Origin of the sequence: Asaia astilbis JCM 15831 (assembly GCF_000613845.1) — a bacterium.
In the GTDB taxonomy this organism is placed as follows: Bacteria; Pseudomonadota; Alphaproteobacteria; order Acetobacterales; family Acetobacteraceae; genus Asaia; species Asaia astilbis.
Window position 1 is genome coordinate 33,250 of record NZ_BAJT01000006.1, and the last position, 21,671, is coordinate 54,920.

Consider the following 21,671-nt stretch of genomic DNA (forward strand, 5'->3'; position numbering starts at 1 on the left):
TTTGTCCGTGTTCCGTCCATTTTTTAGCTCATGAGACGGAAGGAAAGAGGGCGTCGTATTTCTGAGTGACGAAACACTCTCGTCGTGAGCGGGATAGTTGAGAACAGCAGAACGTCGTTCCTCCATATGCCCTGAAGAACGGCTTTTTTCGGAGGATGCAGGATGCGACGTATCAGATCCTCAGACAGGCTCGATCCTGCCAGCACGCCCTTTGCATTTTTAGGGCCTCGAATCTGTATTTTCGGGCCATCCAATAGTGGAAAATCGACCTTATCGGTTTTGATCGGCCGACAGCTCAACCTTCCGGTCATTCATCTCGACAGGCTGCGTCACGAGCCCGGAACCTTTGATAGGCTCAGGCCGATAGCAGAGTTTCATGCCGATCACGCCCGAGCGATACAGCAGGCAGAATGGGTCATCGATGGCAACTATTCGTCTTGTCTCGATGAAAGGGTCGAACGCGCAACAGGCGTGATCCTGCTCGATGTTTCGACTGGAGTGAGTCTGTTTCGCTATGTGAAGCGATGCCTGAGACCCGAGCACCGGCTCGGAGGAGTCAATCCAGCGAGGGATCCAGTCAGGCTGGCAATGATACGGCATATCCTCGGCCCGACCCGAGCGAACAGGCAGCGTTATCGACAGATATTCGACACGATTGAGCGTCCGAAGCTCTTTCTTCTGTCGGGGAAGCTAAGCTGAAGAGGGCGATCCAATACGCTTTTAACGCTTCGGGAAGCCTCGCATCGCTGGTTTTTCGGTCAGTGAGGTCTTGGAGGTCCAGCGTCTCCCGGAAAGTTACTTCGGTCCGGCCCATCGGGCGATGCCGCGACGTGCTCGGGCTATTTGGGTGCCGATCTGGTCTCACCCTGAGCAAAATGCTACGAGCGCTGGGCACAATTTATAATGATGAGTGAGGGTTGCAGGTGGAACACAATCAGCAGGAAGCTTTTCCTGGCACCCCTTTTTCTTCTTCCGAACTAAACATTGCCGTTCTGATCCCCTGTTATAATGAAGAGGTCACGATTGGAGATGTGGTCCGGGATATGCGCGCGGCCCTGCCTGACGCTTCGATCTATGTTTACGATAATAACTCGTCTGATCGGACGGTGCGCCGAGCAAGAGAGGCAGGCGCAATTACCCGCCATGAACGTCTCCAGGGTAAAGGGCATGTCATCAGAAGGATGTTTGCCGATATCGAGGCCGATTATTATGTCCTGATCGACGGCGACGGCACCTATGAAGCCGCAGCTTCACCGAAAATGATCCGCCTTGCCTGGGAGAATTCCTATGACACTGTGATGGGGGTTCGTGTGCATGAGCGAGCCGCGGCTTACCGGGCGGGTCATGTTCTCGGTAACCGAATTCTGACAGGTCTTGTGGTCAGCCTCTTCGGTCGTGGGCAGTCGGATATGCTCTCCGGTTATCGTGTGTTCAGCAGGCGCTTCGTCAAGTCCTTTCCTGCCCTGTCATCGGGGTTCGAGACTGAGACAGAGTTAACCGTCCATACGCTTGAACTGAATATGGCAATGGGTGAGGTGACCACACGCTACGTGGAGCGACCCGAAGGGTCGTTTTCCAAACTGAATACCTATCGCGACGGCTTCAGAATTCTCGGTACAATCGTCCGGCTTCTCAAGCAGGAGCGCCCGTTTTTGTTTTTTGGGGCAATTGGCTGCGTTCTCGCGGCTGTCGGTGGCGGGGTCGGTCTTCTTCCCGTGCTCGATTATGTGGAGACGCATAAGGTCCCGCATCTTCCTTCGGCCGTGTTGGCTACAGGCTTTGAGATGCTGGCAGCACTGTCGCTCGTCTGCGGTTTGATTTTGAACAGTGTGACCCTGGGGCGTCAGGAGGCAAAGAGATTAGCCTATCTCTCCCTCAAGGCACCACCGGCGCCGGGGGGTGACCGGCGCTTGCCGGAAACTTACCTGCCAAACGCTTTCTTCCTCGGGGATTTCTCTTGCTTCGACATTTCGTAACGATCCTGCCGTCCTCGCCCGCTCGGCTTTATGTTTTTTTCGCAGCCCTGATCGGGCTGGCGTGCCTCTTTCTTATTCCCCCAGCAGATGCCCGATGAGCGCAATCATTTTGCCCGTATCGTCCAGATTTCTCAGGGAGGGTTCGTAGGACTCAAGCTCACACCGAGCGAAGCGGGGGGATATCTGCCTAAAAACCTCCCGAGTGAAGCCGAGTTACTCAACGATCTCCGTTTTCATCCGGAAAAAAAGGTTGATACGACGGAATTGCAGGCTCTTTCCCAACGACACTGGGATCGGGAAAAGACCTGGACGTCGTTCGGCAATACCGTGATCTATGCACCGATCACGTATCTCCCCGCTGCTGTGACGACCTTAATTGCACGTAAGACACACGCGACGATCATTCAGACGAGCTATCTGGTGCGGCTGGTCAATATCATCCTGACCATTTCCTTCTGCGGCCTGGGAGTTGCGATCGCGAGGCGAGGGACGCTGTATCTGTCCTTACTGTCGAGCCTGCCTATGGTCCTTGCTCTGGGAGCTTCCTGCTCGCAGGATGGGATTTTAATAGGTCTTGCAATACTGACGGCAGGGCTTTTGACCCGACTTGACGCGATGCAGCTGGTTTCCACACGCTACTGGATCGGTCTGGGTGCTCTTTTTGCCGTATTGACGGTGAGTAAGCCCCCTCTGCTTTTGTGCAGTCTCATTCCTCTGGCGCTGGGCCTTGCCGGTAACCGACTGGTCAGAGCAATCCCTGCGGCAATGAGTTTCCTGGCGTTCCTAATCTGGCAGAAAATCGGTCTCTCCCCGACAAAGGTTCAGTTTCTCGATGGATCGGGTGTCTCTGACGCGGCGCAGGTGCACTGGGTGCTGACCCATCCCTTCTCTCTGCCTAGCGTCGCCTATCACACATTATCCCTGCGTCTGACCGATTTCATCAGGCAATTCATCGGTGTGCTTGGCTGGCTGGATACGGTTTTTCCGTCCAGCTTCTATCTGATGATCTGCATCCTGATAGTCGCAACGATCTTGTTTTCGCTTTATCCGGCACTGCGACAGCGAGAGCTGAGACAGAGTGCTCTCGCTGTCTGGGTTTCGCTCGGTTCGGTGATGCTGGCCGTCGCGGCGGTTTTCTTTTCGCTATATGTTATCTGGACGCCAGTTGGCGCGCCCGTCATCGATGGGGTTCAGGGAAGATACTTCCTGCCGATTGCCCCTTTTGTGGCTCTGATTTTCCCGCTGGTGCGCAAGCCGGGCATGCTCATCGGTTCAGAACGCGCCCATCAGGTGGCTATGACTGCCATGACGGTGTTTCTCAGCGTTGATCTGGTAACGCTGATCTGCGTTCTGGCATCGCGCTACTGGTAGGTTCAAAGGCAGGCAATCGACAATGTGATAGCCCGGCGTGATGCCGGGCTTTTTTATGTGTGGCTCAGGAATTCCGACAGGGCGGCAGGGTAGAGTACGTGCTCCTGCTCAAGCACGCGAGAGGCAAGGCTCTGAGGCGTGTCGTCGCCGTGGATTGGCACTCGTGCCTGTCTCAGAATAGGACCTTCGTCCACACCGTCGGTTACGAGATGCACAGTGCAGCCATGCTCGGTATCGCCAGCTTCGAGTGCTCGCGCATGGGTGTCGAGACCGGGATAGGCGGGAAGGAGGCTCGGATGAATGTTCAGCATCCGCCCCTTCCAGCGCGATACGAGATAGGGCGTGAGCACGCGCATATATCCCGCAAGGCAGATCACTTCGATCCCGGCTTCTGCGAGGGCAGCGTCGATTGCCTTTTCATGCCCTTCACGATCTCTCGGAAAAAGACGGTGATCGATCGCCAGAGTTGTGAGCCCGGCCAGACGCGCTGTCTCGAGCCCCGGAGCGTCAGGGTTGTTGCTCATCACAAGGGCAATGCGCGCCGGGTAGTCCGGGCGCGCACAGGCCTCGATCAGCGCATTCATGTTGCTGCCACGCCCGCTGATGAGAACGGCAATGGGTGTTTTCGTCATGAGGCGAAATCGACCGTTCCATCAAGCGCATAGCGCGGGCCATTCGCCGTGATGTCACCAATGCGATAGCCTTTCTCGCCGCGCTCTTCGAGGAGAGCAAGCACCTTGTCGGGCTCGGAGGTAATCAGCACCATGCCGATGCCGCAATTGAAGACTTTGAGCATCTCGTCATGGGCCACGTTGCCAGTCTGGGCCAGCCAACGGAAGACCGGCGGCACGGGCCAGCTATCGGCCTGTATCTGAACGCCAAGCCCTTCAGGCAGGACACGCGGCAAATTGCCCGGTAGACCACCACCCGTGATATGGGCGCAGCCATGCAGAAGTCCCGCTTTGTGCAGGGCCATCACCGTACGGACATAGAGTGCTGTCGGGCGCAGCAGGGCTTCGGCCAGGGTGCTGCCAGGTTCGAAGGGGGCTTCGCTGTTCCAGTCGAGGCCACTCATGGCCTTAATGCCACGCACCAGTGAATACCCGTTGGAATGCACGCCGCTTGAGGGAAGAGCGATTAGCGCATCCCCCTGAGCGATGCCGGCAGGGAGAAGGGCCGAGCGCTCTGCCGCCCCGACGCTGAAGCCAGCGAGATCGTAATGGCCAGGGCCGTACATGCCGGGCATCTCGGCTGTCTCACCACCCACCAGGCACAATCTGTATCCCGGCAGGCCTGAGCGATGCCGCGGACGACGCGGGACGCATCGTCGACCGAGAGTTTGCCGGTCGCCAGATAATCGAGGAAGAACAGCGGCTGCGCGCCCTGCACGACCAGATCGTTGACACACATGGCGACGAGGTCGATCCCGACCGTGTCATGCTGGCCGCTCTCGATGGCAACCATGAGCTTGGTGCCAACGCCATCGGTGCAGCTGACAAGGATGGGGTCGCTGAAGCCCGCAGCTTTCAGGTCGAACAGGCGCCGAAGCCACCGAGGCCGCCCATCGTGCCGGGACGGTCGGTCGATTTGGCAGCAGGCTTGATCGCCTCGACCAGTGCATCCCCGGCCTCGATATCGACACCGGACTCGCGATAGCTCGCTGAAGGAGAGATTGGGTCGGTCATGCTGTCGCCTCGCTCGATTAACCTGGCCGGTTGCGTTATTATCCGCTCCTATTACTGGAGCCGACCCGGCTCGGAAAGGACCGGAACGGTTATTGAATGGACAAAGAGGCGGGAAATGACGGTTTGTTGGCCAAGGGGGCCGCTGGGCAACTCGCTCTGGCGTTGCGTCCGCCTGCAAGTGTCGCTGCCCGCCACTTCGTTGCAGCGGCCTCGAATGCCCTTGCGAGACGATGGCTGAACCAGACAGGGTGGCCCGATCGGCGACTGCTCATTTGCGGCGATGATGCCTGCGGCAAGTCGCATTTGCTTCATATCTGGGCGTCGGCCCGCGGCGCCCGTGTGCTCGATGCCGCAGAACTTGACATGGCCGATGTCACGGCCCTGGCGGAGGCGCCTCCCGCAGCGCTTGCTCTCGATCATCTGGACAACGTGTCGTCCGAGCGCGCTTTGCTCCATTTGCTCAATCTGACGCGTGAGCAGCGCACGACGCTGCTCATGGCAGCACGTCTCGCTCCGGTAAGGTTGCCGATCATCCTGCCCGATCTGGCGAGCCGGTTGAGAGCGGTCACGACGGTCCGTATCGCGCCGCCTGAGGACTCATTACGTTTCACGTTGCTGCTGCGCCTGATCGCCGAGCGTCAGCTGGTCGTCTCCAAGCCGATTCTGGACTGGCTGACGCGAAATCTGCCGCGCACGGGTGATGCCATCGTGGCGGCAGTGGAGCGTCTCGATCACGCTGGCCTTGCTCATGGAAGGCCTTTAACGCGCGCTCTTGCTCGTGAAGTTCTGGCCGGCTTGCTCGATGAATCGGCGGCTGACACGCTCTGAAATTTTGTGATGATTGGGTGAAGGGGTTTGACGAACCGCCATTTCTGGGCCGATGCTGTGTTCACAAATCAGTTAGGAACAGGGAACGCATCGCGTGACGTCGTCTTCGGAAAAAGACCCAAAGGCTGCCCGAACCGGGGCACCCTCAACTGCCGGAAACAGGCGCACAAGATCACCGCGGACGACCCGTGCTGTGGCACGGATTCCGGATCCGGGGATCGTGACGTCCCCCGCACGTTTCATCAACCGCGAGCTATCCTGGCTCGACTTTAACCAACGCGTGATCGAGGAGGCGGAAAACAGCCGCCACCCTTTGCTCGAACGACTGCGCTTTCTGTCGATCAGCGCCAGCAACCTCGACGAATTTTACTCAGTCCGCGTGGCTGGTCTCGTCGGTCAGGTCCGTGAGGGGCTGGTCGTTCCCTCGGCCGACGGTCTGACCCCAGCACGCCAGCTCACCAGCGTGCGGCGGAGCGCCGCCAAGCTCTTTGCCGCTCAGCAGAGGATCTGGCGTCTGCTTCGCGGCGAGCTTGCGCAGGCCGGCATTCGCTTATGCAACCGGGATGAGCTGACTGATGCCGAGCGTGCGAGCATCGCCGCAAAGTTCGAGGAAGAAATCTATCCCGTTCTTACGCCGCTTGCGATCGATCCGTCTCATCCGATGCCGTTCATACCCAATCTGGGGATGGCGCTGGCACTCAGGCTGAACGACCCATCCGTGCCTGGCTTTACGATGGACGCGCTCATTCTGCTTCCGCAGCAGATCGACCGTTTCATCAGGCTGCCCGCGCCGCATCGGGAAGAGCCCGATATTCGTCCCGATGTACGCTTCGTGCTGCTTGAAGATGTTATCCGTCTGCATATCACCCGCCTGTTCCCCGGGTTGGAGATTGCCGAGGGCGGCGTCCTTCGTATCATCCGCGATTCCGATGTAGAGTTCGAGGACGAGGCCGAAGATCTGGTTCTGTCCTACGAGACAGCACTCAAACAGCGTCGTAGAGGCGTCGGGATCCATCTTTCTCTCGACACGGCCATCCCTGAAGCGCTCGGTTACGAGTTTGCCGAAGAGCTCGATGTCGCCAGAGACGATGTGGTGATCCAGCCTGACATCATCGGCGTGGTCGATCTCAAGCAGATGATCGTTTCAGACCGGCCCGATCTGCTTTTCAAGCCCTACACACCGCGCTTTCCCGAGCGCATCCGCGATTATGACGGCGATTGTTTCGCTGCGATCCGCGCCAAGGATATTGTGGTCCATCACCCTTCGAAAGTTTCGATGTGGTGGTGCAGTTCCTTAAGCAGGCAGCGCTCGATCCCAATGTGGTGGCGATCAAGCAGACGCTTTATCGCACGTCACGGGACAGTCCGATCGTGCGCGCGCTCATCGAGGCTGCAGAGTTGGGCAAGTCGGTGACGGCCATGGTCGAGCTGCGTGCCCGCTTCGATGAAGAGGCGAATATCCGTCTTGCGCGTTCGCTGGAATCAGCCGGGGTTCAGGTTGTCTTTGGCTTCACGCATCTCAAGACGCACGCAAAGCTGAGCCTCGTTGTCCGCCGTGAGGCAGGCGGGTTGCGCTCTTACGCTCATTTCGGGACCGGCAATTATCATCCGATCACGGCGCGTATCTATACCGATCTGTCTTTCTTTACCTGCGATCCGCAGTTGGCGAGCGATTCAGCCAAGCTCTTCAACTACATGACGGGTTACGCCGCCCCGGCGGACATGGAAGCGCTCGCTTTTGCTCCGATCACGCTGCGTGACACCTTGATGGATCTGATCGACGCGGAAATTGTCCATGCCAAGGCGGGGCGCCCGGCCAAGATCTGGCTCAAGATGAATAGTCTGGTCGATCCGTCTCTGATCGATGCCCTTTATCGCGCCTCGCGCGCCGGTGTTAAAGTGGTGGGGATCATTCGCGGGATCTGTTGCCTGCGTCCCGGCGTGCCGGGATTGTCCGAGAATATCGAGATACGATCGATCGTCGGGCGTTTTCTGGAGCACGCCCGGATCTACGCCTTTGGCAATGGCCATCGCATGCCGTCACACAAGGCAAAGGTCTTCACCTCGTCTGCGGACTGGATGGGACGCAATATGGATCGGCGTGTCGAAGCCTGGTGCCGCTCTGCAATCCAACCGTCCATGCCCAGATCCTGGGACAGATCATGACGATGGATCTGCGTGACACGCTCCAGAGCTGGGTTCTCTCTTCCAAGGGGGATTGGCAGCGCGTGGCTCCGGGGGCTAATCCCTTCTCCGCGCATGAGTATTTCATGCACAACCCGTCGCTTTCCGGACGTGGGTCGGCAGCCAGGGAGAAACCGCAGGACAAGGATGCGGGTCGCCGCGAGCGGCCGGATCGGGTTCGTGAAGATTAAGAAAGAGGGTAAAGTGTCCGGTACTGACGTTCCGCAAGGCCACCATCGTGCAGCCATCGTCGACCTCGGTTCGAATTCGGTTCGACTGGTTGTCTTCGAGGGAGTGACGCGCAATCCGATCCCCATTTTCAACGAAAAAGCGACCCTGAGGCTCGGTCGCGGTCTGGAGCAGACAGGACGTCTCAACGAGGAAGGTCTTCTGGTTTCTCGTGATGTGATGAGCAGGTTCAATGCCATTGCGCGCGCGATGAACGCCCATCCTTTCGAGGTGCTGGCGACAGCCGCTGTACGTGACGCGAGCAATGGTCAAGAATTTGTCGAGACATTGCATGAATGCATGCCCGACGTGCCGATCCGCATTCTCACGGGTGAGGAAGAAGCCGATTACGCAGCGACCGGTGTCTTATGCGGTTTGCCTGACGCCGATGGTGTTGTTGCCGATATCGGAGGAGGCTCGCTCGAACTGATCCGGGTGGCGGAAGGGCGCCATCATGAAGCCTGCACAAGGCCGCTCGGGGTCATCCGGCTGTCTGATCGTGCTGAGGGAGACCTGAAGCGGGCACGTGAGGTCGTCGAGGCAGACCTTGATGATGTGGCATGGCTGCCTGCGCAGAAGGGCAAGCCGCTTTATCTCGTCGGCGGAGCCTTCCGTGCCCTGGCAAAGCTGCAGATCGCACGTACCGGATATCCGCTGAATATCGTCCATCTCTATACGCTTGGAGCGGACGAAGCCCGAGAAATGGCGACGTGGCTGATCGAAACGCCGCGCAAGATACTCGAAAAACTGCCGGGTTTCCCGCGCAAGCGTCTCGATGATGTCCCGTTTGCGGCCACTGTGCTGCGACGACTGATGCGTATCGTGCAGCCTTCCCAGATCATCTTCAGCGTGGATGGTCTTCGCGAGGGCTGGTACATGCACAAAGTGGGGCAGGCCGTTGCTTCGCTCGATCCCTGTCGCGCATTGGCTGACGAGACTGCGGCGCGCCTCAGTCGCAGCATGGAGTTGCCAGGTGAGCTTGTGCGATGGACGGCACCCCTTTTCCAGCACGAAACCCCTACGGAAACGGCCTTGCGGGACATGGCGTGCCGGATGTCCGATATCGGGTCGTTCGATCACCCTGAATATCGGGCACCCCAGACCTATCTGCGCGTCATGCGGATGCATGGTGTGGGGTTCGATCATCAGGCAAGGGCGTTTGTCGCGATGACGCTCGCGGTGCGCTACGAAGCAGACCCTACAGATCAGCTGATGGACGTGTCCCGACGCTTCTGGACCCGGATGATTGCGATCGCGCCATACAGCTCGGCTTTGCGCTGCGTCTTGCCTACACCATCTGCGGCGGGACAGCGGATCTCCTCAGAAACACGACCCTGTCGATCGAAGATGGTCAGCTCTGGCTGACTCATAACGAGCAAAGCAGCTTTGCTGCGGGTGGTGGGGTCAAGCGTCGTCTGGATCGCCTGGGTCAAAGCATGAATCTCGTTGCTAACACGCGCGAATGCTGATCCGGCATCCTGCTGGCAGAGCAGTTGCCTTGTGGGGGCGGCATTAGGGCTGGCTGTCTCTGCCTATGCAGGGACGGTCATTCATAAGGATCATGATCCTGACGCTCTTTGGAAAATCGTGCATGAGAAATGCGCGAAGGGTGCCAAACCCTGTGCGGTTTATGACGCGCTGCGGGGCATTGCGTTGTTGCACTCCATCGAAGGGCGCGGCCAGTATCTGCTGATCCCGACCGATAAGGTGACCGGCATAGAAAGCGCGGCAGTGCTACGCGCGGACCAGCCCAATTATTTCGCGCAAGCCTGGTCGTACCGTGACCGGGTCAGCGCGTCTTACGGGTTGCCTATCCCGGAGAGAATGCTGTCTCTGGCGATCAATTCGTCAAAAGGGCGTTCGCAAAATCAGCTTCATATTCATCTCGATTGCCTTGTGCCCGAGGTGAGGGCAGTGCTTGACCGCAATGACGGCCGTATCGGTCCGAACTGGTCGATTCTGCCCGAGCCCCTGAACGGACATCATTATCGCGCTCTTTATCTCGCGACCCTGAACGCGTCGCCCTTTCTCATTCTTGCTGCCACGCTTCAGCACCCAGAGACAGAAATGGGGAATCACACGCTTGTTCTGGCTCCGCTCGATGAGGGTTACGTTCTGCTTGATGATACGGCGCAGGGACTGGACCGGGCGTCTGGCGAGGAGTTGCAGGATCATGCCTGTCACGGGGTGATCGACGCGACGGCCGGGCAGGCGGCTTCCAAAGTCACTCACTGAGTTCAGCGCGAGGAGGCGGCGTCACCGCCTCGTGCTGCAACCGGAAAGGTGCAGCCTCAGAGCCAGATGACGCTTTCGCCGCGAGCCTTCTCCCACAGGCTTGTGTGTCTGCGGGAGTGAGGAAAAACCCTCTAGTCGATGCTCTTCAGGAGACGCCCAATCGTCTCGAAGATGCGGTCGATTTCACCTTTTTCGATGATCAGAGGCGGAGACACAGCCAGCGTATCCCCGGTGTAGCGCAGCAGAAGTCCATCATGGAAAGCGCGCTCGAACACCTCGAAGGCGCGTGTCGTTGACGCGTTTCGTGGTGCCAGTTCGATACCCGCAACCAGACCCTCATTGCGAATGTCGACCACATGAGGGAAATCTCTCAGGGAGTGAGCGGCCTCTTCGAAATAGGGCGACAGCGTCGCCGCACGCTCGAAGAGATGCTCTTCGGCATAGGTGTCGAGCGTGGCCAAAGCAGCGGCACAGGCGATTGGATGCGCCGTATAGGTATAGCCATGCGGGAGATCGATGGCGTCACGCGGACCTTGCATGAAGGCCTCGAAAATCTCGTCAGAAACGATGGCGGCCCCCATTGGAATGGTGCCGTTGGTGATGCCCTTGGCCACTGTCATGATATCGGGCACGACACCGTATTTTTCGGCGGCGAAGGACGCGCCCAGACGCCCGAACCCGGTGATGACTTCATCGAAGATCAGCACGATGCCGTGTTTTGTGCAGATTTCTCGCAGGCGTTTGAGATAGCCTTTCGGCGCGGGCAGGACACCGGTCGATCCGGCCATGGGTTCGACAATGACTGCAGCGATATTCGAGGCGTCATGCAGGGCCACGATCCGTTCCAGCTCGTCGGCCAGTTCTGCGCCGTGCTCGGGCAGACCACGGGAAAAGGCATTGCGACGCAAATCGAGCGTGTGGGGAAGGTGGTCCACGCCGGTCAGCAATGATCCGTAGAGTTTGCGATTGCCGGAAATGCCACCGACAGAAATCCCGCCGAAACCGACCCGTGATAGCCGCGCTCGCGGCCGATCAGACGGGTGCGCGTGCCTTCGCCGCGCAGGCGCTGATAGGCGAGGGCGATTTTCAAAGCGGTATCGCCAGCTTCCGAGCCGGAATTGCAGAAGAAAACGTGATTCAGAGGATTGGGTGCGAGCTGGGCGATACGGTCAGCTGCCTGAAAGGCAAGCGGGTGACCGATCTGGAAAACCGGTGCGAAATCGAGAGTCGCCACGGCTTTTTGCACGGCTTCGATAATACGTGGCTGACCATGACCCGCGTTGACGCACCACAGACCCGCGCAGCCATCGAGCACTTCACGACCCTTATCGTCGCGATAATACATGCCCTTTGCGGAAACCAGCATGCGCGGTGCATCGCGAAATTGCCGATTAGCGGTGAAGGGGAGCCAGAGAGCATCGTGATTGGTATCGGCGTACGAAGAGGTCATGGCCTGGGTTCCGGCTCGATTGAAGAGAAGATAGGGTCGAAAATCTTGCATGATGAGCGCGATCTGCAAAGTAAGAAGAACTTGCGTGAACAGATTATTTCAAGGAGCCGTGATGGCCTCTCCCCGCATCGCCCTGCTCTCACTGGCAGCTGGCGCCTTTGCCATCGGCACAACGGAATTCACCCCGATGGGGCTTTTGCCCGTCATTGCGCAGGATCTGCACATCAGCGTGCCCAAGGCTGGAACACTTGTCAGTGCCTATGCCTTCGGCGTCATGATCGGCGCGCCGATCATGACATTGCTGCTGGGCGCTATCTCGCGGAAGGCAGCCCTGATTGCGTTGATGGGCCTGTATATCGTCGGCAATCTCGGTGCGGGGATGAGCCATAGCTATGAAATGCTGTTCTTCTGGCGTGTCGTGACCAGCCTTTCACATGGTGCCTTTTTCGGTCTCGGCGCTGTTGAGGCGTCGAGTGTCGTCCCCTCCGGTCGCGGGGCTTCTGCCGTGGCGTCGATGTTTCTGGGGCTGACCATTGCCAATATCTTCGGTGTGCCAGCAGCAACATGGCTCGGGGATACCATGGGCTGGCGGACTGCTTTTCTGGTCACCGCCTTGCTCGGGGCGATCGCCGTGCTTGCCCTGAGTTTTGCTCTGCCGCCCCGCGGGCGCAGCGCACGTCCCGATGTCCTCGGGGAACTGCGTGTCCTGATGGGGGGCGAGGTGCTGCTGGCTCTCACCGTCACGACGCTGGGCGCTGGCATCATGTTTGTGCTCTACACCTATATCGCGCCATTCCTGCATAGCATCACCCATGCCAGCACGACGCTTGTCACACTGGCCTTGATGATGATCGGTGTCGGGTTCAGCATCGGGGCGGCGCTCGGTGGCCGTCTGGCAGATCGCTCGACGCGTTTTGCCCTGCTTTCGATGCTGCCGGTGCTCGGGATCATCATGCTCGTCTACCCGACCCTGGCGGTCACTCCCGCCGGAGCAATCGGGGGCATTCTGGTATGGAGCGCGGCTTCCTTCGCGATCATGCCCGCACTTCAGATGCGGACCATGCAGGCTGCGAGCAAAGCTCCGGGACTTGCCTCTTCCGTCAATATCGGAGCGTTTAATCTCGGCAACGCCCTCGGCGCCTGGCTGGGTGGTATCGTTCTCTCTCATGGTCTCGGCTACGGTGCCGTGTCTATGAGTGGCGCCGCGCTGGCTGCGCTGGCGTTTCTGATTGTGTTCTTCTACCGCCGCGTATCAGCGCCTTGATCGGGCCGTGCTAAGTGGATCTGGTCGTTGATGAGAACCGCAGCCGAGAGGCCCGATTTCGGCGGGGTGATGAAAAGGGAGCCAATTGTCACGTGTTGTGACGGTAGGTTTAGATTACCCACGGTCTCAAAAACCGAGGTATAGGATCTATCGCGGTTGTCCCTGAGGGGAATGCACTCTCTCACCTGAGCTTTCGCTGGTGACGTAGCGTTAACCGACCCCGTTTAAAGCGATTGTCGGGCCGCCGGTGCTAGTCACCTTATTCGATCTGGGGAGACCCCTGAGAAGATGGATGTCTCGGTATCGAGCGGTAATGGTAAGGCGGGTGGCACGAAGAGTTCACGGATGGTGGTTGCTTTCGATCTTGCAAGCGATACGCCCCCGTCAGCGCGATATCGCGCTGCAACAGTCGTGCCGATATTCATTCCGGAATAGTGACCGCAAAGGAGGTCTTTGCGACGGCGAAGGCTATTTGGCGAAGCCACGGGGTATGACAATATTGAGATTTATCTCATTTGTCTTGTTCCATCGATCTACAGATTCCCTGAGTAAATAATATAGTACCGATATATCATCTTCTCCAATAATCGGTATGTCATTAAAAACGATCCAGACATCCCGATATGTTATCCAGTGTAGATCGTTTATACACTCATCAAATGCGTCCCAGTTGAAGCCAAAATAAGACGGAAAATTCAAGAGTGTACGAAAGATATTAAAAAACTGCTCTAGTCCTTTTATTTTTTCTGGGACGAGAAATACAACGCTTTCTCTGTCGTTTGGGATTTCTTCTGATCCCAATTCTATAATGCGGGACATTTGATTCTTCGCTTCTATAAAGATATTATCACGATCTATCGTAATACTTCTGTCACATTGTTTGATACAGATAAGACGATTTACAGGAAAGCGTTAGATGGTTCTACTCAGTTGCCTCTAGCGTGCTGCGCCTAATGTGGCATCAGCCTTCGAATATAAGCCAGTTAAAACTAAATTCGGGTGCCTCGCCATGCAGGAGTCAGCCATAGATCGGAAGAGATTTCAGGTTCGATCCACGGGTTATGTTCTACGAGGTCGCTATTTAGCTTGAGTACCATGACCTTAACGAGATGTGAGTGCGGCAGGAAGCAGTGACAGATCCACACGGCGTGTGTGGTAAGTTATGGTCTCCTTACTTACCGCGATGTTCGGCTCTATTCAGGACATGGAGAGTATGAATTAATTTTTCTTCTTTCTCCGTAACAAAAAGACGAAGGAGCTCTTGTCGCATTACCGTAGAGCTGTGAAGATGAGGCCTTAAGAGATCGTCAGAGGGGAGTTGGTCTTCACGTGAATTGTGCGGCATATCCATCGCGCTCGAGCGATCACAAAAGACAGTCATTTCCACTCGGGCGCGTTGACGGCCAGCCGCAGGTGAAAATCAGGCAGCGCCGTGTGCGGTGCATGATTTCTCTGACGCTTGTCTCCTCAATCCTGTCGTTTGCGGCGGGGATGCCGCGCGCAGCCGTAGCGGCTCCAGCCAATGTCGGCGACGTCGCGGCAGCGGCAATGGCCTATCACGACAGCGGCTCCTATGACCGGGATTTCCGGTCGGTCATTCAGGAAGCCTCGGAGTGGGTTCGCCTCCGTGCCGGTCATGTCAGCAAGCCTGCCATCGTGCTCGACATCGACGAAACCTCGCTCTCCAACTGGCCTGAAATTGCTGCCAATCATTTCGCCTATTTCCGGGAAGGGCCATGCGACGCTCTTCCTGAAGGTCCTTGCGGCGTCGATACGTGGGAAAAGACAGCTCAGGCCAAAGCCTTTGCCGGAACCTTGTCGCTCTACGCCCAGGCGCGTCAGCACGGCGTTGCGGTGTTCTTCGTGACCGGGCGGTATGAGAACGAGCGTGAGGCGACTGCCCTCAATCTTGAAACTGCGGGCTATCGCGATTGGGCAGGTCTCGTTCTGCGTGAAGATGGCAGCCACACTGCGTCTGCCGCCGACTACAAGACACCGGCGCGAGCCCGGATCGAGCAGGACGGCTATCGCATCATCGCCAATATCGGAGATCAGCCTTCGGATCTTGCTGGCGGTCATGCCGAACGTGGCTTTCTCCTCCCCAATCCTTTTTACCGGGTGCCCTGACATGCAAAACCAAGCGCTCAGTGATCTCACGAAGCAGGTTCACGCCGATCTTGAGAAAATTGCCTATGCCTCCGGCCCATGGGTGTCGTCTGTGGTTACCCATAAGGGAGAGCCGGTTCTGGATGTTGCTGTCATCGGGGGCGGGCAGGGCGGGCTAGCGTCCTGCTTCGCGCTTCGGCGTATCGGTGTTCATAATGTGCGTGTGTTCGAGCGCGCTCGGGAAGGTAAGGCCGGGCCCTGGGTCACCTTTGCCCGCATGATCACCCTGCGCACCCCCAAGCATGTGACGGGGCCGGATCTCGGTATCCCCTCACTGACCCCGCGTTCCTGGTTCGAGGCACGCTATGGGAAGGAAGCCTGGATGTCGCTTGGCAAGATCGATCGTCGCGATTGGCAGGCCTATCTCGACTGGTATCGCACCACCCTTGCACTCCCTGTTGCGCATGATCGCGAGCTGGTGGAGGTGGTCTGGCAGGACGGGCTGCTCCACCTGACATTCCGCGCGCAGAATGGTGAGACCGAGCAGGTCTGGGCACGACGTCTCGTTCTGGCGACGGGGATTGAGGGGAGCGGCTCGTGGCACGTTCCCGACTTCATCCGCGATGCCGTGCCTGCACATCTTTACGCCCATACGCATCAGGACATCGATTTCGAGGCGTTGCGTGGCAAGCGGGTCGGGGTGCTTGGCGGAGGGGCATCGGCTTTCGATAATGCAGCTACAGCGCTGGAAGCCGGGGCGGCTTCCGTCTCTGTCTGCATCCGTCGCAAGACGTTGCCCCGCATTAATCCCTATCGCTGGATGGAAAACGCAGGCTTTCTCGGCCATTTTCCGTCTTTGCCGGATCTGACACGCTGGCGCTTCATGCGTCGTATCTTCGATCTCAATCAGCCGCCCCCGCAGGATACGTTCTGGCGGTGCAGCCGTCATGATGGGTTCAGTTTCCACGGTGATACGCCCTGGCTCGATGCGCGGTGCGAAGGGGAAACCATCGTCGTGACGACCCCGCATGGGGATATGCAGTTCGATTATCTGATTATCGGTACGGGGTTCGTTATCGATTTTACGAAGCGGCCGGAGACAGCCGGTTTTGCGTCCAACATCGCCTTGTGGGGCGATCGCTTCTCTGCGCCTGAGGGGGAGGAAAGCGCTGTGCTGACTTCTTACCCTTATCTCAGCCCGCAAAGTCAGTTTTTGCCGCGTGACCCCAGCCATCCCGATGCGGCGATGCTGGCAGCGATCTATAATTTCACCTTTGCGGCAACGCCGAGCATGGGTCTGTCCGGTGCGTCGATCAGCGGGATGCGTTACGGCGTTGATCGTCTCGCACGCTCGATCGCGTGCGATCTCTTCGTGCAGGACGGCGAAAAACATCTTGAGAGTCTGCTTTCTTACGATGCAGAAGAACTCATCAGCCTTGGTCGCGAGGAAGAGACGCAAGCATGACGGCAGAAGAGTGTCTGGCAGCCCGTGCGGCTGCACTCGATCTGATTGTTCCGGAAGAATATCGTTTCGAGATCTTGCGCAATCTCGCCCTGATTGCCGAATATGAAGCGCTCGTCAGCGCGATCGAGCTGCCGGAGCGGCTTGAGCCTGCTTTCGAGTATCGTCCATGAGGGCTGTCGAGATCAGCCGCGCAGTGCGCGCGGGTGAAATTTCGGCAGTCTCGGCTATCGAAGCCAGTCTCGCGCGGGTGAAGACCCGCGATGGCACGGTCAACGCTGTCACGAGGCTCCTGTCGGAACGCGCCCTAGAGCAGGCGCGCAGGATCGATGGACTGGTCGCCAGAGGGCAAGACCCCGGCCCTCTGGCGGGGGTGCCTTTCGGGATCAAGGACCTTTTCGACGTCGAGGGGCTGGTGACCACGGCAGGATCCAGAGTCCTGCGCGAGATGCCGCCCGCGACGCAGGATGCAGTTCTGGTGCGCCGCCTTGTGGAAGCAGGTGCCATACCGCTTGCGACGACAAATATGGATGAATTTGCCTACGGGTTTGCCACAGATAACGCGCATCACGGTCTGACTCGAAACCCCCATGATACAGACCGTCTCGCTGGAGGCTCCTCGGGTGGATCGGCGGCGGGTGTGGCCGCTGGGTATTTTCCGTTGTCTCTGGGCTCGGATACGAATGGCTCGATCCGGGTGCCTGCGTCGCTCTGTGGTGTCTGGGGGCTACGGGCAACCCAGAATCGCCTCTCGACGGAGGGCTCTTTTCCCTTTGTGGCCAGCCTCGACACAGTAGGGCCCTTCACTGCCAGTGCTGCCGATCTGCGCGCGGTGGTCGAGGCGGTGACGGGGGAGCGACTGCCTCCCGTCGAGACAGGATCGTTGCGGCTGGCCCGTCTGATCGGCTGGTTCGCGTCGGATCTCTCCACGGAAATGGCTCAGGCTTTGAGCGAGTTCTGTCACGCGTTGAAGATCGTCAGAGAAGTGGACGTGCCTGATGTGGCTGCTGCGCGCGCGGCGGCTTTTGTCATCAGCGCCTCGGAGGGGGGATCGCTCCATCTGGAGCGTTTGCGAGATCAGGCCGTGCTTTACGATCCAGCTGTGCGGGACCGCCTTTTGGCGGGCGCGCTCGTTCCGGCACCGAGTGTGTTCCGGGCTCATCGGGTTCGGCGGCATTTTCGGTCGAAGATGCATGAGGCGTTTCGCGACGCGGATCTTCTGATCGCGCCTGCAGTCACTGGGGAAGCGCCTCTTTGCGACAACCCAACTCTCATGATCGGCGGAAAAGCCGTTCCGGCGCGCGCCAATCTGGGAATTTATACCCAGCCTTTGACACTGGCCGGTTTCCCTGTCCTGACCGTCCCGCTTCACGTGTCCGGATTACCGCTTGGGGTGCAGGTCGTCGCGCCGCCGGGTCGCGAGGATCGGTTGATTGCGTTTGGCGAGGCTCTGGAGCAATCGGGTCTCGCTCGCTCGCGAATTCTGGAGGATTGATGCTTTTCAGTGCGCGATCGCGAAAGGGGATGGTCACAGCCCCCCATCATCTCGCCGCGCAGGCGGGAAGAGACATCCTCAAAGCGGGTGGCAATGCCGTAGAGGCTGCGGTTTCCGTCGCAGCGACGCTTTCCGTTGTCTATCCGCACATGACCGGCCTTGGCGGCGACGGCTTTTGGCTGATCCGCCGCCCAGATGGGGCCATGCTGGCGATCGATGCCTGCGGTAGACTGGCGCAGAGCGCTGGGCCTGAGCTGTATCAGGGGCTTGATGCCGTGCCATGGCGCGGGGGACTTGCTGCGAATACGGTGGCCGGAACGGTCGCAGGCTGGAACCGCGCCCTGGCCTATGCAGGCGGAAACCTGCCTCTGACCACCTTGCTCGCCGATGCCATCGATCATGCTGAATCCGGCATGGTGGTGACCGAGAGTATGGCAGGTTTGATGGCGGCTCATCTCGGCACACTCAACTACATGCCGAATTTCGGTTCGTTGTTTCTTCCGGCGGGCGACATGCCGATTGCCGGAAGCGTCCATCGCAATCCGGCTTTGGCGCGGACGCTCAAAAGACTGGCGACTGCGGGCTTGGGCGATTTCTATCATGGGAAACTGGCCGATCTGATCGCAGCGGAACTGGCTGCCTGCGGCTCGCCTGTCAGTCTCGATGATCTGAACCGCCATGACGTTGTGGCGGGCGCGCCTCTCGAAACGATGCTGCACCATGGCCGGTTTTTCAACGTCGCGCCGCCTACTCAGGGGGCGGCTTCCCTGCTTATTCTTGCCCTTGCCGAGCGGCTTGGCGTGCAGGGCGCGGATACGGTCGAGGATATCCATCGCTGGGTAGAAGCCACGAAGGCTGCCTTCATCTGGCGCGATCGTGAAATTGCTGATCCTGCAATCATGCGAATTTCTCCCCAGACGCTCCTTTCCGACCCGGCAGAGCTTGATCGTCTCGCGGCTTCGATCGATCTGACACGGGCTTCTCCCTGGCCGCATGAAGCACAGCAGGGCGATACGACCTGGTTCGGCGTCATGGACTCCGAAGGCTGGGCCGTCAGTATGATCCAGAGCCTCTACTTCGAATTCGGTTCGGGCGTGGTGCTGCCTGAAACCGGGCTGGTCTGGCAGAACCGGGGCTCGAGTTTCGAGCTGAAACAGGGCGGATTGCGAAGCCTCGTTCCCGGTCGCAAACCCTTCCACACGCTCAATCCGGCGATGGCCGCCCTGAATGATGGCAGCTTGCTGGCCTATGGCACGATGGGCGGAGAAGGGCAGCCGCAGACGCAGGCGGCCATCATTGCCCGGAATGTCATCGCAGGGCTCAGCCTGCAGGAAGCCATCACGGCACCGCGCTGGCTGCTGGGCCGGACATGGGGTGAGACGAGCACGACGCTGAAGATGGAAACCCGCTTTGCTCCCGAGATCTTCGACGGGTTGAGCGCTTTGGGTCACGACGTCGAGGGGCTGACTCCTTTCGCGACGGCGATGGGTCACGCGGGCGCAATACGGCGGTATGAGGACGGCACGATGGAGGGCGCCACCGATCCGCGCAGCGATGGCGGTGTCGCAGCACTCTGACCCTGAATTTGAAGATGACTGACCGGATGAAAGATCACGCATGACACAAGACTATCCACGCGATCTGGCGGGCTATGGCGCCCATCCTCCTGAGGCCAATTGGCCGAACAAGGCTCGCATCGCGGTTCAGTTTGTGTTGAATTACGAGGAGGGCGCAGAGAACAGCGTTCTCCATGGCGATGCGGGTTCGGAGGCTTTTCTCTCTGAAATGGTCGGTACCCGTCCGATCATCGGGGCACGCTGCATGCAGATGGAAAGCCTCTACGAATACGGGTCACGCGCCGGGTTCTGGCGTTTGCATCGTTTATTCACCGGGGCAGGTCTGCCTCTGACCGTTTTTGGTGTCGCAAAAGCGTTGGCCCGTAACCCCGATGCTGTTGCTGCCATGAAGTCGGCGGGATGGGAGATCGCGACGCATGGTCTGCGCTGGATCGACTATCAGGACGTACCTGAAGAAATCGAGCGCGAGCATATCCGTGAGGCCATCAGACTGCACGAGGAAGTCACCGGTGAAGCTCCTCTGGGGTGGTATCAGGGGCGCACCAGCCCCAATACCGGGCGTCTCGTCGTGGAAGAAGGATGCTTTCTTTACGATGCGGATTCCTACGCGGATGACCTGCCTTATTATGATCGACGCTACGGCAAGGCGCAGCTGATTGTGCCCTACACCCTCGATGTGAACGACATGAAGCTCGTCGCGCTGAACGGGTTTACGGAAGGCGAGCAGTTCTTCCGCTACCTGCGGGATACGTTCGATATGCTGTATCAGGAAGGGGGGCGCATGATGTCGATTGGCTTGCATTGCCGTCTCGCCGGACGTCCCGCGCGCGCACTCGCCCTGAAGCGTTTTCTGGACCATGTGAAAGCCCATCAGGATGCGTGGGTTGCCACACGTCTCGACATTGCGCGTCACTGGCTTGAGGTACACCCTGCATGATCCACGCAGAAACGCGTGAAGCGTTTGTCGAGCGTTTTGGCGCGATTTACGAGCACACCCCCTGGATCGTCGAGGCGGTCTGGCCTCAGGCCCCTTTTGTCGATGCACAAACCATGATCGGCGCCACGTCGAAGATCATCCGCGCTGCTGGTGAGGAACGGCAGAGAGCGCTGGTCAAGGCTCATCCCGAGCTGGCGGGGAAATTCGGGATCGATCCCGACCTAGGGGCACTTTCTGCCGCAGAGCAGGAGGGGGCAGGGCTGGATCGCCTGAGCGAGGCCGAGTTTGTCGCCTTTCGTGCGTTGAATGACGCGTATCAGGCACGTTTCGATATGCCCTTCGTCATCTGTGTGCGACAGGCTACAAAAGAACGCATGCGACAGGAAATCGAACGCCGTCTCCTCCAGAGTTCTGAGGCCGAACTGGCCGAGGCGCTCGACCAGATTGACCAGATCGCCCTGTTACGTCTGAAGGACAAGATATCGCCATGACAACGCTTTCGACCCATGTTCTCGATACATCAGCTGGCCGACCGGCAGCCGGAATGGCCGTTACGCTGCTCAAGGGCGATGAAGAGCTTTTTTCGGGCGTGACAGATGAAGACGGGCGTTGCCCAGCGCTCAAAGAAGTCGAGGTTACTGCGGGTGCGCATGTGCTGCGCTTCGAGGTTGCAGCTTACTTCAGGGCGCGCGAGCTTGATCTTCCTGAACCGCCTTTTCTCGATGTCGTGCAGATCGATTTCGGTATGACGGAGACCGGGCATTATCACGTGCCGTTGCTCGTCTCCCCCTTCGGCTACTCCACCTATCGCGGGAGCTGATGCGCGATCGCTGAAATCACCGGTAGCAAGTATCCGGTCGTAAAGAAGGCGGG

Annotated in this window: 17 protein-coding genes and 4 pseudogenes; 16 read left to right on the top strand and 5 right to left on the bottom strand. The window is 58.7% G+C overall.

All coding sequences use genetic code 11. The annotated features are described in order from the left end of the window. Positions 1-270: 270 nt before the first annotated feature. Entirely contained in the window at positions 271-600 is a 330-nt protein-coding gene (locus tag JCM15831_RS21370) for a hypothetical protein (RefSeq protein ID WP_156938755.1), read from the bottom strand. Between the two features lie 323 nt (positions 601-923). Between JCM15831_RS21370 and JCM15831_RS05680 the strand changes: the two genes are divergently transcribed. Both JCM15831_RS05680 and JCM15831_RS05685 read left to right on the top strand, forming a co-directional pair. After that, positions 924-1,976: a glycosyltransferase gene (locus JCM15831_RS05680; RefSeq protein WP_051528355.1), complete on the top strand. Its 1,053-nt coding sequence runs from the start codon at positions 924-926 to the stop codon at positions 1,974-1,976. A gap of 87 nt (positions 1,977-2,063) precedes the next feature. Continuing rightward, a complete protein-coding gene (locus JCM15831_RS05685) occupies positions 2,064-3,347 on the top strand; it encodes a DUF2142 domain-containing protein (protein WP_025823388.1) in 1,284 nt (427 codons plus the stop codon). Positions 3,348-3,400: 53 nt separating this feature from the next. Here the strand turns inward: JCM15831_RS05685 and purN are convergent, their stop codons facing one another. Together purN and purM are read right to left on the bottom strand one after the other, a co-directional pair. Next, on the bottom strand, positions 3,401-3,979 hold the full coding sequence (gene purN / locus JCM15831_RS05690; protein WP_025823389.1) for a phosphoribosylglycinamide formyltransferase: 579 nt from the start codon (positions 3,977-3,979) through the stop codon (positions 3,401-3,403). After that, a pseudogene (gene purM, locus JCM15831_RS16955) lies at positions 3,976-5,032 on the bottom strand (phosphoribosylformylglycinamidine cyclo-ligase). The gene purN and the pseudogene purM overlap by 4 nt, the downstream one beginning before the upstream one ends. 96 nt (positions 5,033-5,128) lie before the next feature. Between purM and JCM15831_RS05700 the strand changes: the two are divergent. The 4 genes and pseudogenes from JCM15831_RS05700 (at position 5,129) to JCM15831_RS05715 (ending at position 10,507) form a co-directional block, all read left to right on the top strand. Continuing rightward, entirely contained in the window at positions 5,129-5,860 is a 732-nt protein-coding gene (locus JCM15831_RS05700) for a DnaA/Hda family protein (RefSeq protein ID WP_025823391.1), read from the top strand. A 94-nt stretch (positions 5,861-5,954) separates the two neighbouring features. After that, positions 5,955-8,235, top strand: a pseudogene (locus tag JCM15831_RS16960) (RNA degradosome polyphosphate kinase). Between the two features lie 13 nt (positions 8,236-8,248). Next, positions 8,249-9,741, top strand: a pseudogene (locus JCM15831_RS16965) (Ppx/GppA phosphatase family protein). Then, entirely contained in the window at positions 9,719-10,507 is a 789-nt protein-coding gene (locus tag JCM15831_RS05715) for a CDP-diacylglycerol diphosphatase (RefSeq protein ID WP_232228012.1), read from the top strand. Before JCM15831_RS16965 ends, JCM15831_RS05715 begins: the two are co-directional and overlap by 23 nt. A gap of 131 nt (positions 10,508-10,638) precedes the next feature. Here the strand turns inward: JCM15831_RS05715 and JCM15831_RS16970 are convergent. Continuing rightward, a pseudogene (locus tag JCM15831_RS16970) lies at positions 10,639-11,957 on the bottom strand (aminotransferase class III-fold pyridoxal phosphate-dependent enzyme). A 112-nt stretch (positions 11,958-12,069) separates the two neighbouring features. On the opposite strand from JCM15831_RS16970, the gene JCM15831_RS05725 reads away from it, so the two are divergent. Then, entirely contained in the window at positions 12,070-13,221 is a 1,152-nt protein-coding gene (locus JCM15831_RS05725) for an MFS transporter (protein ID WP_025823395.1), read from the top strand. Positions 13,222-13,509: 288 nt separating this feature from the next. Further along, complete coding sequence (locus tag JCM15831_RS21375; protein ID WP_156938756.1) at positions 13,510-13,656, top strand: hypothetical protein; 147 nt, start codon at positions 13,510-13,512, stop codon at positions 13,654-13,656. A 33-nt stretch (positions 13,657-13,689) separates the two neighbouring features. On the opposite strand, the gene JCM15831_RS23905 is transcribed toward JCM15831_RS21375, so the two are convergent. After that, complete coding sequence (locus tag JCM15831_RS23905) at positions 13,690-14,040, bottom strand: barstar family protein (protein ID WP_025823397.1); 351 nt, start codon at positions 14,038-14,040, stop codon at positions 13,690-13,692. A gap of 624 nt (positions 14,041-14,664) precedes the next feature. On the opposite strand from JCM15831_RS23905, the gene JCM15831_RS05740 reads away from it, so the two are divergent. From JCM15831_RS05740 to uraH, 8 genes are read left to right on the top strand one after another with little or no spacing between them, the layout of a single operon-like run. Further along, positions 14,665-15,348 (top strand): HAD family acid phosphatase, encoded by a 684-nt coding sequence (locus JCM15831_RS05740; RefSeq protein WP_025823399.1) that lies wholly within the window; start codon positions 14,665-14,667, stop codon positions 15,346-15,348. 1 nt (position 15,349) lies between these two features. Further along, positions 15,350-16,792, top strand: coding sequence for an NAD(P)-binding domain-containing protein (locus JCM15831_RS05745; protein ID WP_025823401.1), 1,443 nt, complete (start codon positions 15,350-15,352; stop codon positions 16,790-16,792). Continuing rightward, entirely contained in the window at positions 16,789-16,962 is a 174-nt protein-coding gene (locus JCM15831_RS20905; protein WP_084490569.1) for an AtzG-like protein, read from the top strand. Before JCM15831_RS05745 ends, JCM15831_RS20905 begins: the two co-directional genes overlap by 4 nt. After that, complete coding sequence (locus tag JCM15831_RS05755) at positions 16,959-18,284, top strand: AtzE family amidohydrolase (protein WP_025823403.1); 1,326 nt, start codon at positions 16,959-16,961, stop codon at positions 18,282-18,284. The genes JCM15831_RS20905 and JCM15831_RS05755 overlap by 4 nt, the downstream gene beginning before the upstream one ends. Continuing rightward, on the top strand, positions 18,284-19,861 hold the full coding sequence (locus tag JCM15831_RS05760; RefSeq protein WP_025823406.1) for a gamma-glutamyltransferase family protein: 1,578 nt from the start codon (positions 18,284-18,286) through the stop codon (positions 19,859-19,861). The genes JCM15831_RS05755 and JCM15831_RS05760 overlap by 1 nt, the downstream gene beginning before the upstream one ends. Positions 19,862-19,901: 40 nt before the next feature. Beyond that, positions 19,902-20,798: an allantoinase PuuE gene (gene puuE / locus JCM15831_RS05765; RefSeq protein ID WP_025823408.1), complete on the top strand. Its 897-nt coding sequence runs from the start codon at positions 19,902-19,904 to the stop codon at positions 20,796-20,798. Continuing rightward, positions 20,795-21,289, top strand: a complete 495-nt coding sequence (gene uraD / locus JCM15831_RS05770; RefSeq protein ID WP_025823410.1) for a 2-oxo-4-hydroxy-4-carboxy-5-ureidoimidazoline decarboxylase — start codon at positions 20,795-20,797, stop codon at positions 21,287-21,289. Before puuE ends, uraD begins: the two co-directional genes overlap by 4 nt. Then, complete coding sequence (gene uraH / locus JCM15831_RS05775) at positions 21,286-21,618, top strand: hydroxyisourate hydrolase (RefSeq protein ID WP_025823412.1); 333 nt, start codon at positions 21,286-21,288, stop codon at positions 21,616-21,618. The genes uraD and uraH overlap by 4 nt, the downstream gene beginning before the upstream one ends. Positions 21,619-21,671: the final 53 nt, after the last annotated feature.

Bases quoted from the DNA above. Each gene is read 5' to 3' on its own strand.
- JCM15831_RS05745 (WP_025823401.1), top strand. From the start codon at position 15,350: ATGCAAAACCAAGCGCTCAGTGATCTCACGAAGCAGGTTCACGCCGAT.
- JCM15831_RS20905 (WP_084490569.1), top strand. From the start codon at position 16,789: ATGACGGCAGAAGAGTGTCTGGCAGCCCGTGCGGCTGCACTCGATCTG.
- JCM15831_RS05685 (WP_025823388.1), top strand. From the start codon at position 2,064: ATGCCCGATGAGCGCAATCATTTTGCCCGTATCGTCCAGATTTCTCAG.
- JCM15831_RS21370 (WP_156938755.1), bottom strand. From the start codon at position 600: ATGCCGTATCATTGCCAGCCTGACTGGATCCCTCGCTGGATTGACTCC.
- uraH (WP_025823412.1), top strand. From the start codon at position 21,286: ATGACAACGCTTTCGACCCATGTTCTCGATACATCAGCTGGCCGACCG.
- JCM15831_RS05760 (WP_025823406.1), top strand. From the start codon at position 18,284: ATGCTTTTCAGTGCGCGATCGCGAAAGGGGATGGTCACAGCCCCCCAT.
- purN (WP_025823389.1), bottom strand. From the start codon at position 3,979: ATGACGAAAACACCCATTGCCGTTCTCATCAGCGGGCGTGGCAGCAAC.
- JCM15831_RS05700 (WP_025823391.1), top strand. From the start codon at position 5,129: ATGGACAAAGAGGCGGGAAATGACGGTTTGTTGGCCAAGGGGGCCGCT.
- JCM15831_RS21375 (WP_156938756.1), top strand. From the start codon at position 13,510: ATGGATGTCTCGGTATCGAGCGGTAATGGTAAGGCGGGTGGCACGAAG.
- puuE (WP_025823408.1), top strand. From the start codon at position 19,902: ATGACACAAGACTATCCACGCGATCTGGCGGGCTATGGCGCCCATCCT.
- uraD (WP_025823410.1), top strand. From the start codon at position 20,795: ATGATCCACGCAGAAACGCGTGAAGCGTTTGTCGAGCGTTTTGGCGCG.
- JCM15831_RS23905 (WP_025823397.1), bottom strand. From the start codon at position 14,040: ATGTCCCGCATTATAGAATTGGGATCAGAAGAAATCCCAAACGACAGA.
- JCM15831_RS05740 (WP_025823399.1), top strand. From the start codon at position 14,665: ATGATTTCTCTGACGCTTGTCTCCTCAATCCTGTCGTTTGCGGCGGGG.
- JCM15831_RS05725 (WP_025823395.1), top strand. From the start codon at position 12,070: ATGGCCTCTCCCCGCATCGCCCTGCTCTCACTGGCAGCTGGCGCCTTT.
- JCM15831_RS05755 (WP_025823403.1), top strand. From the start codon at position 16,959: ATGAGGGCTGTCGAGATCAGCCGCGCAGTGCGCGCGGGTGAAATTTCG.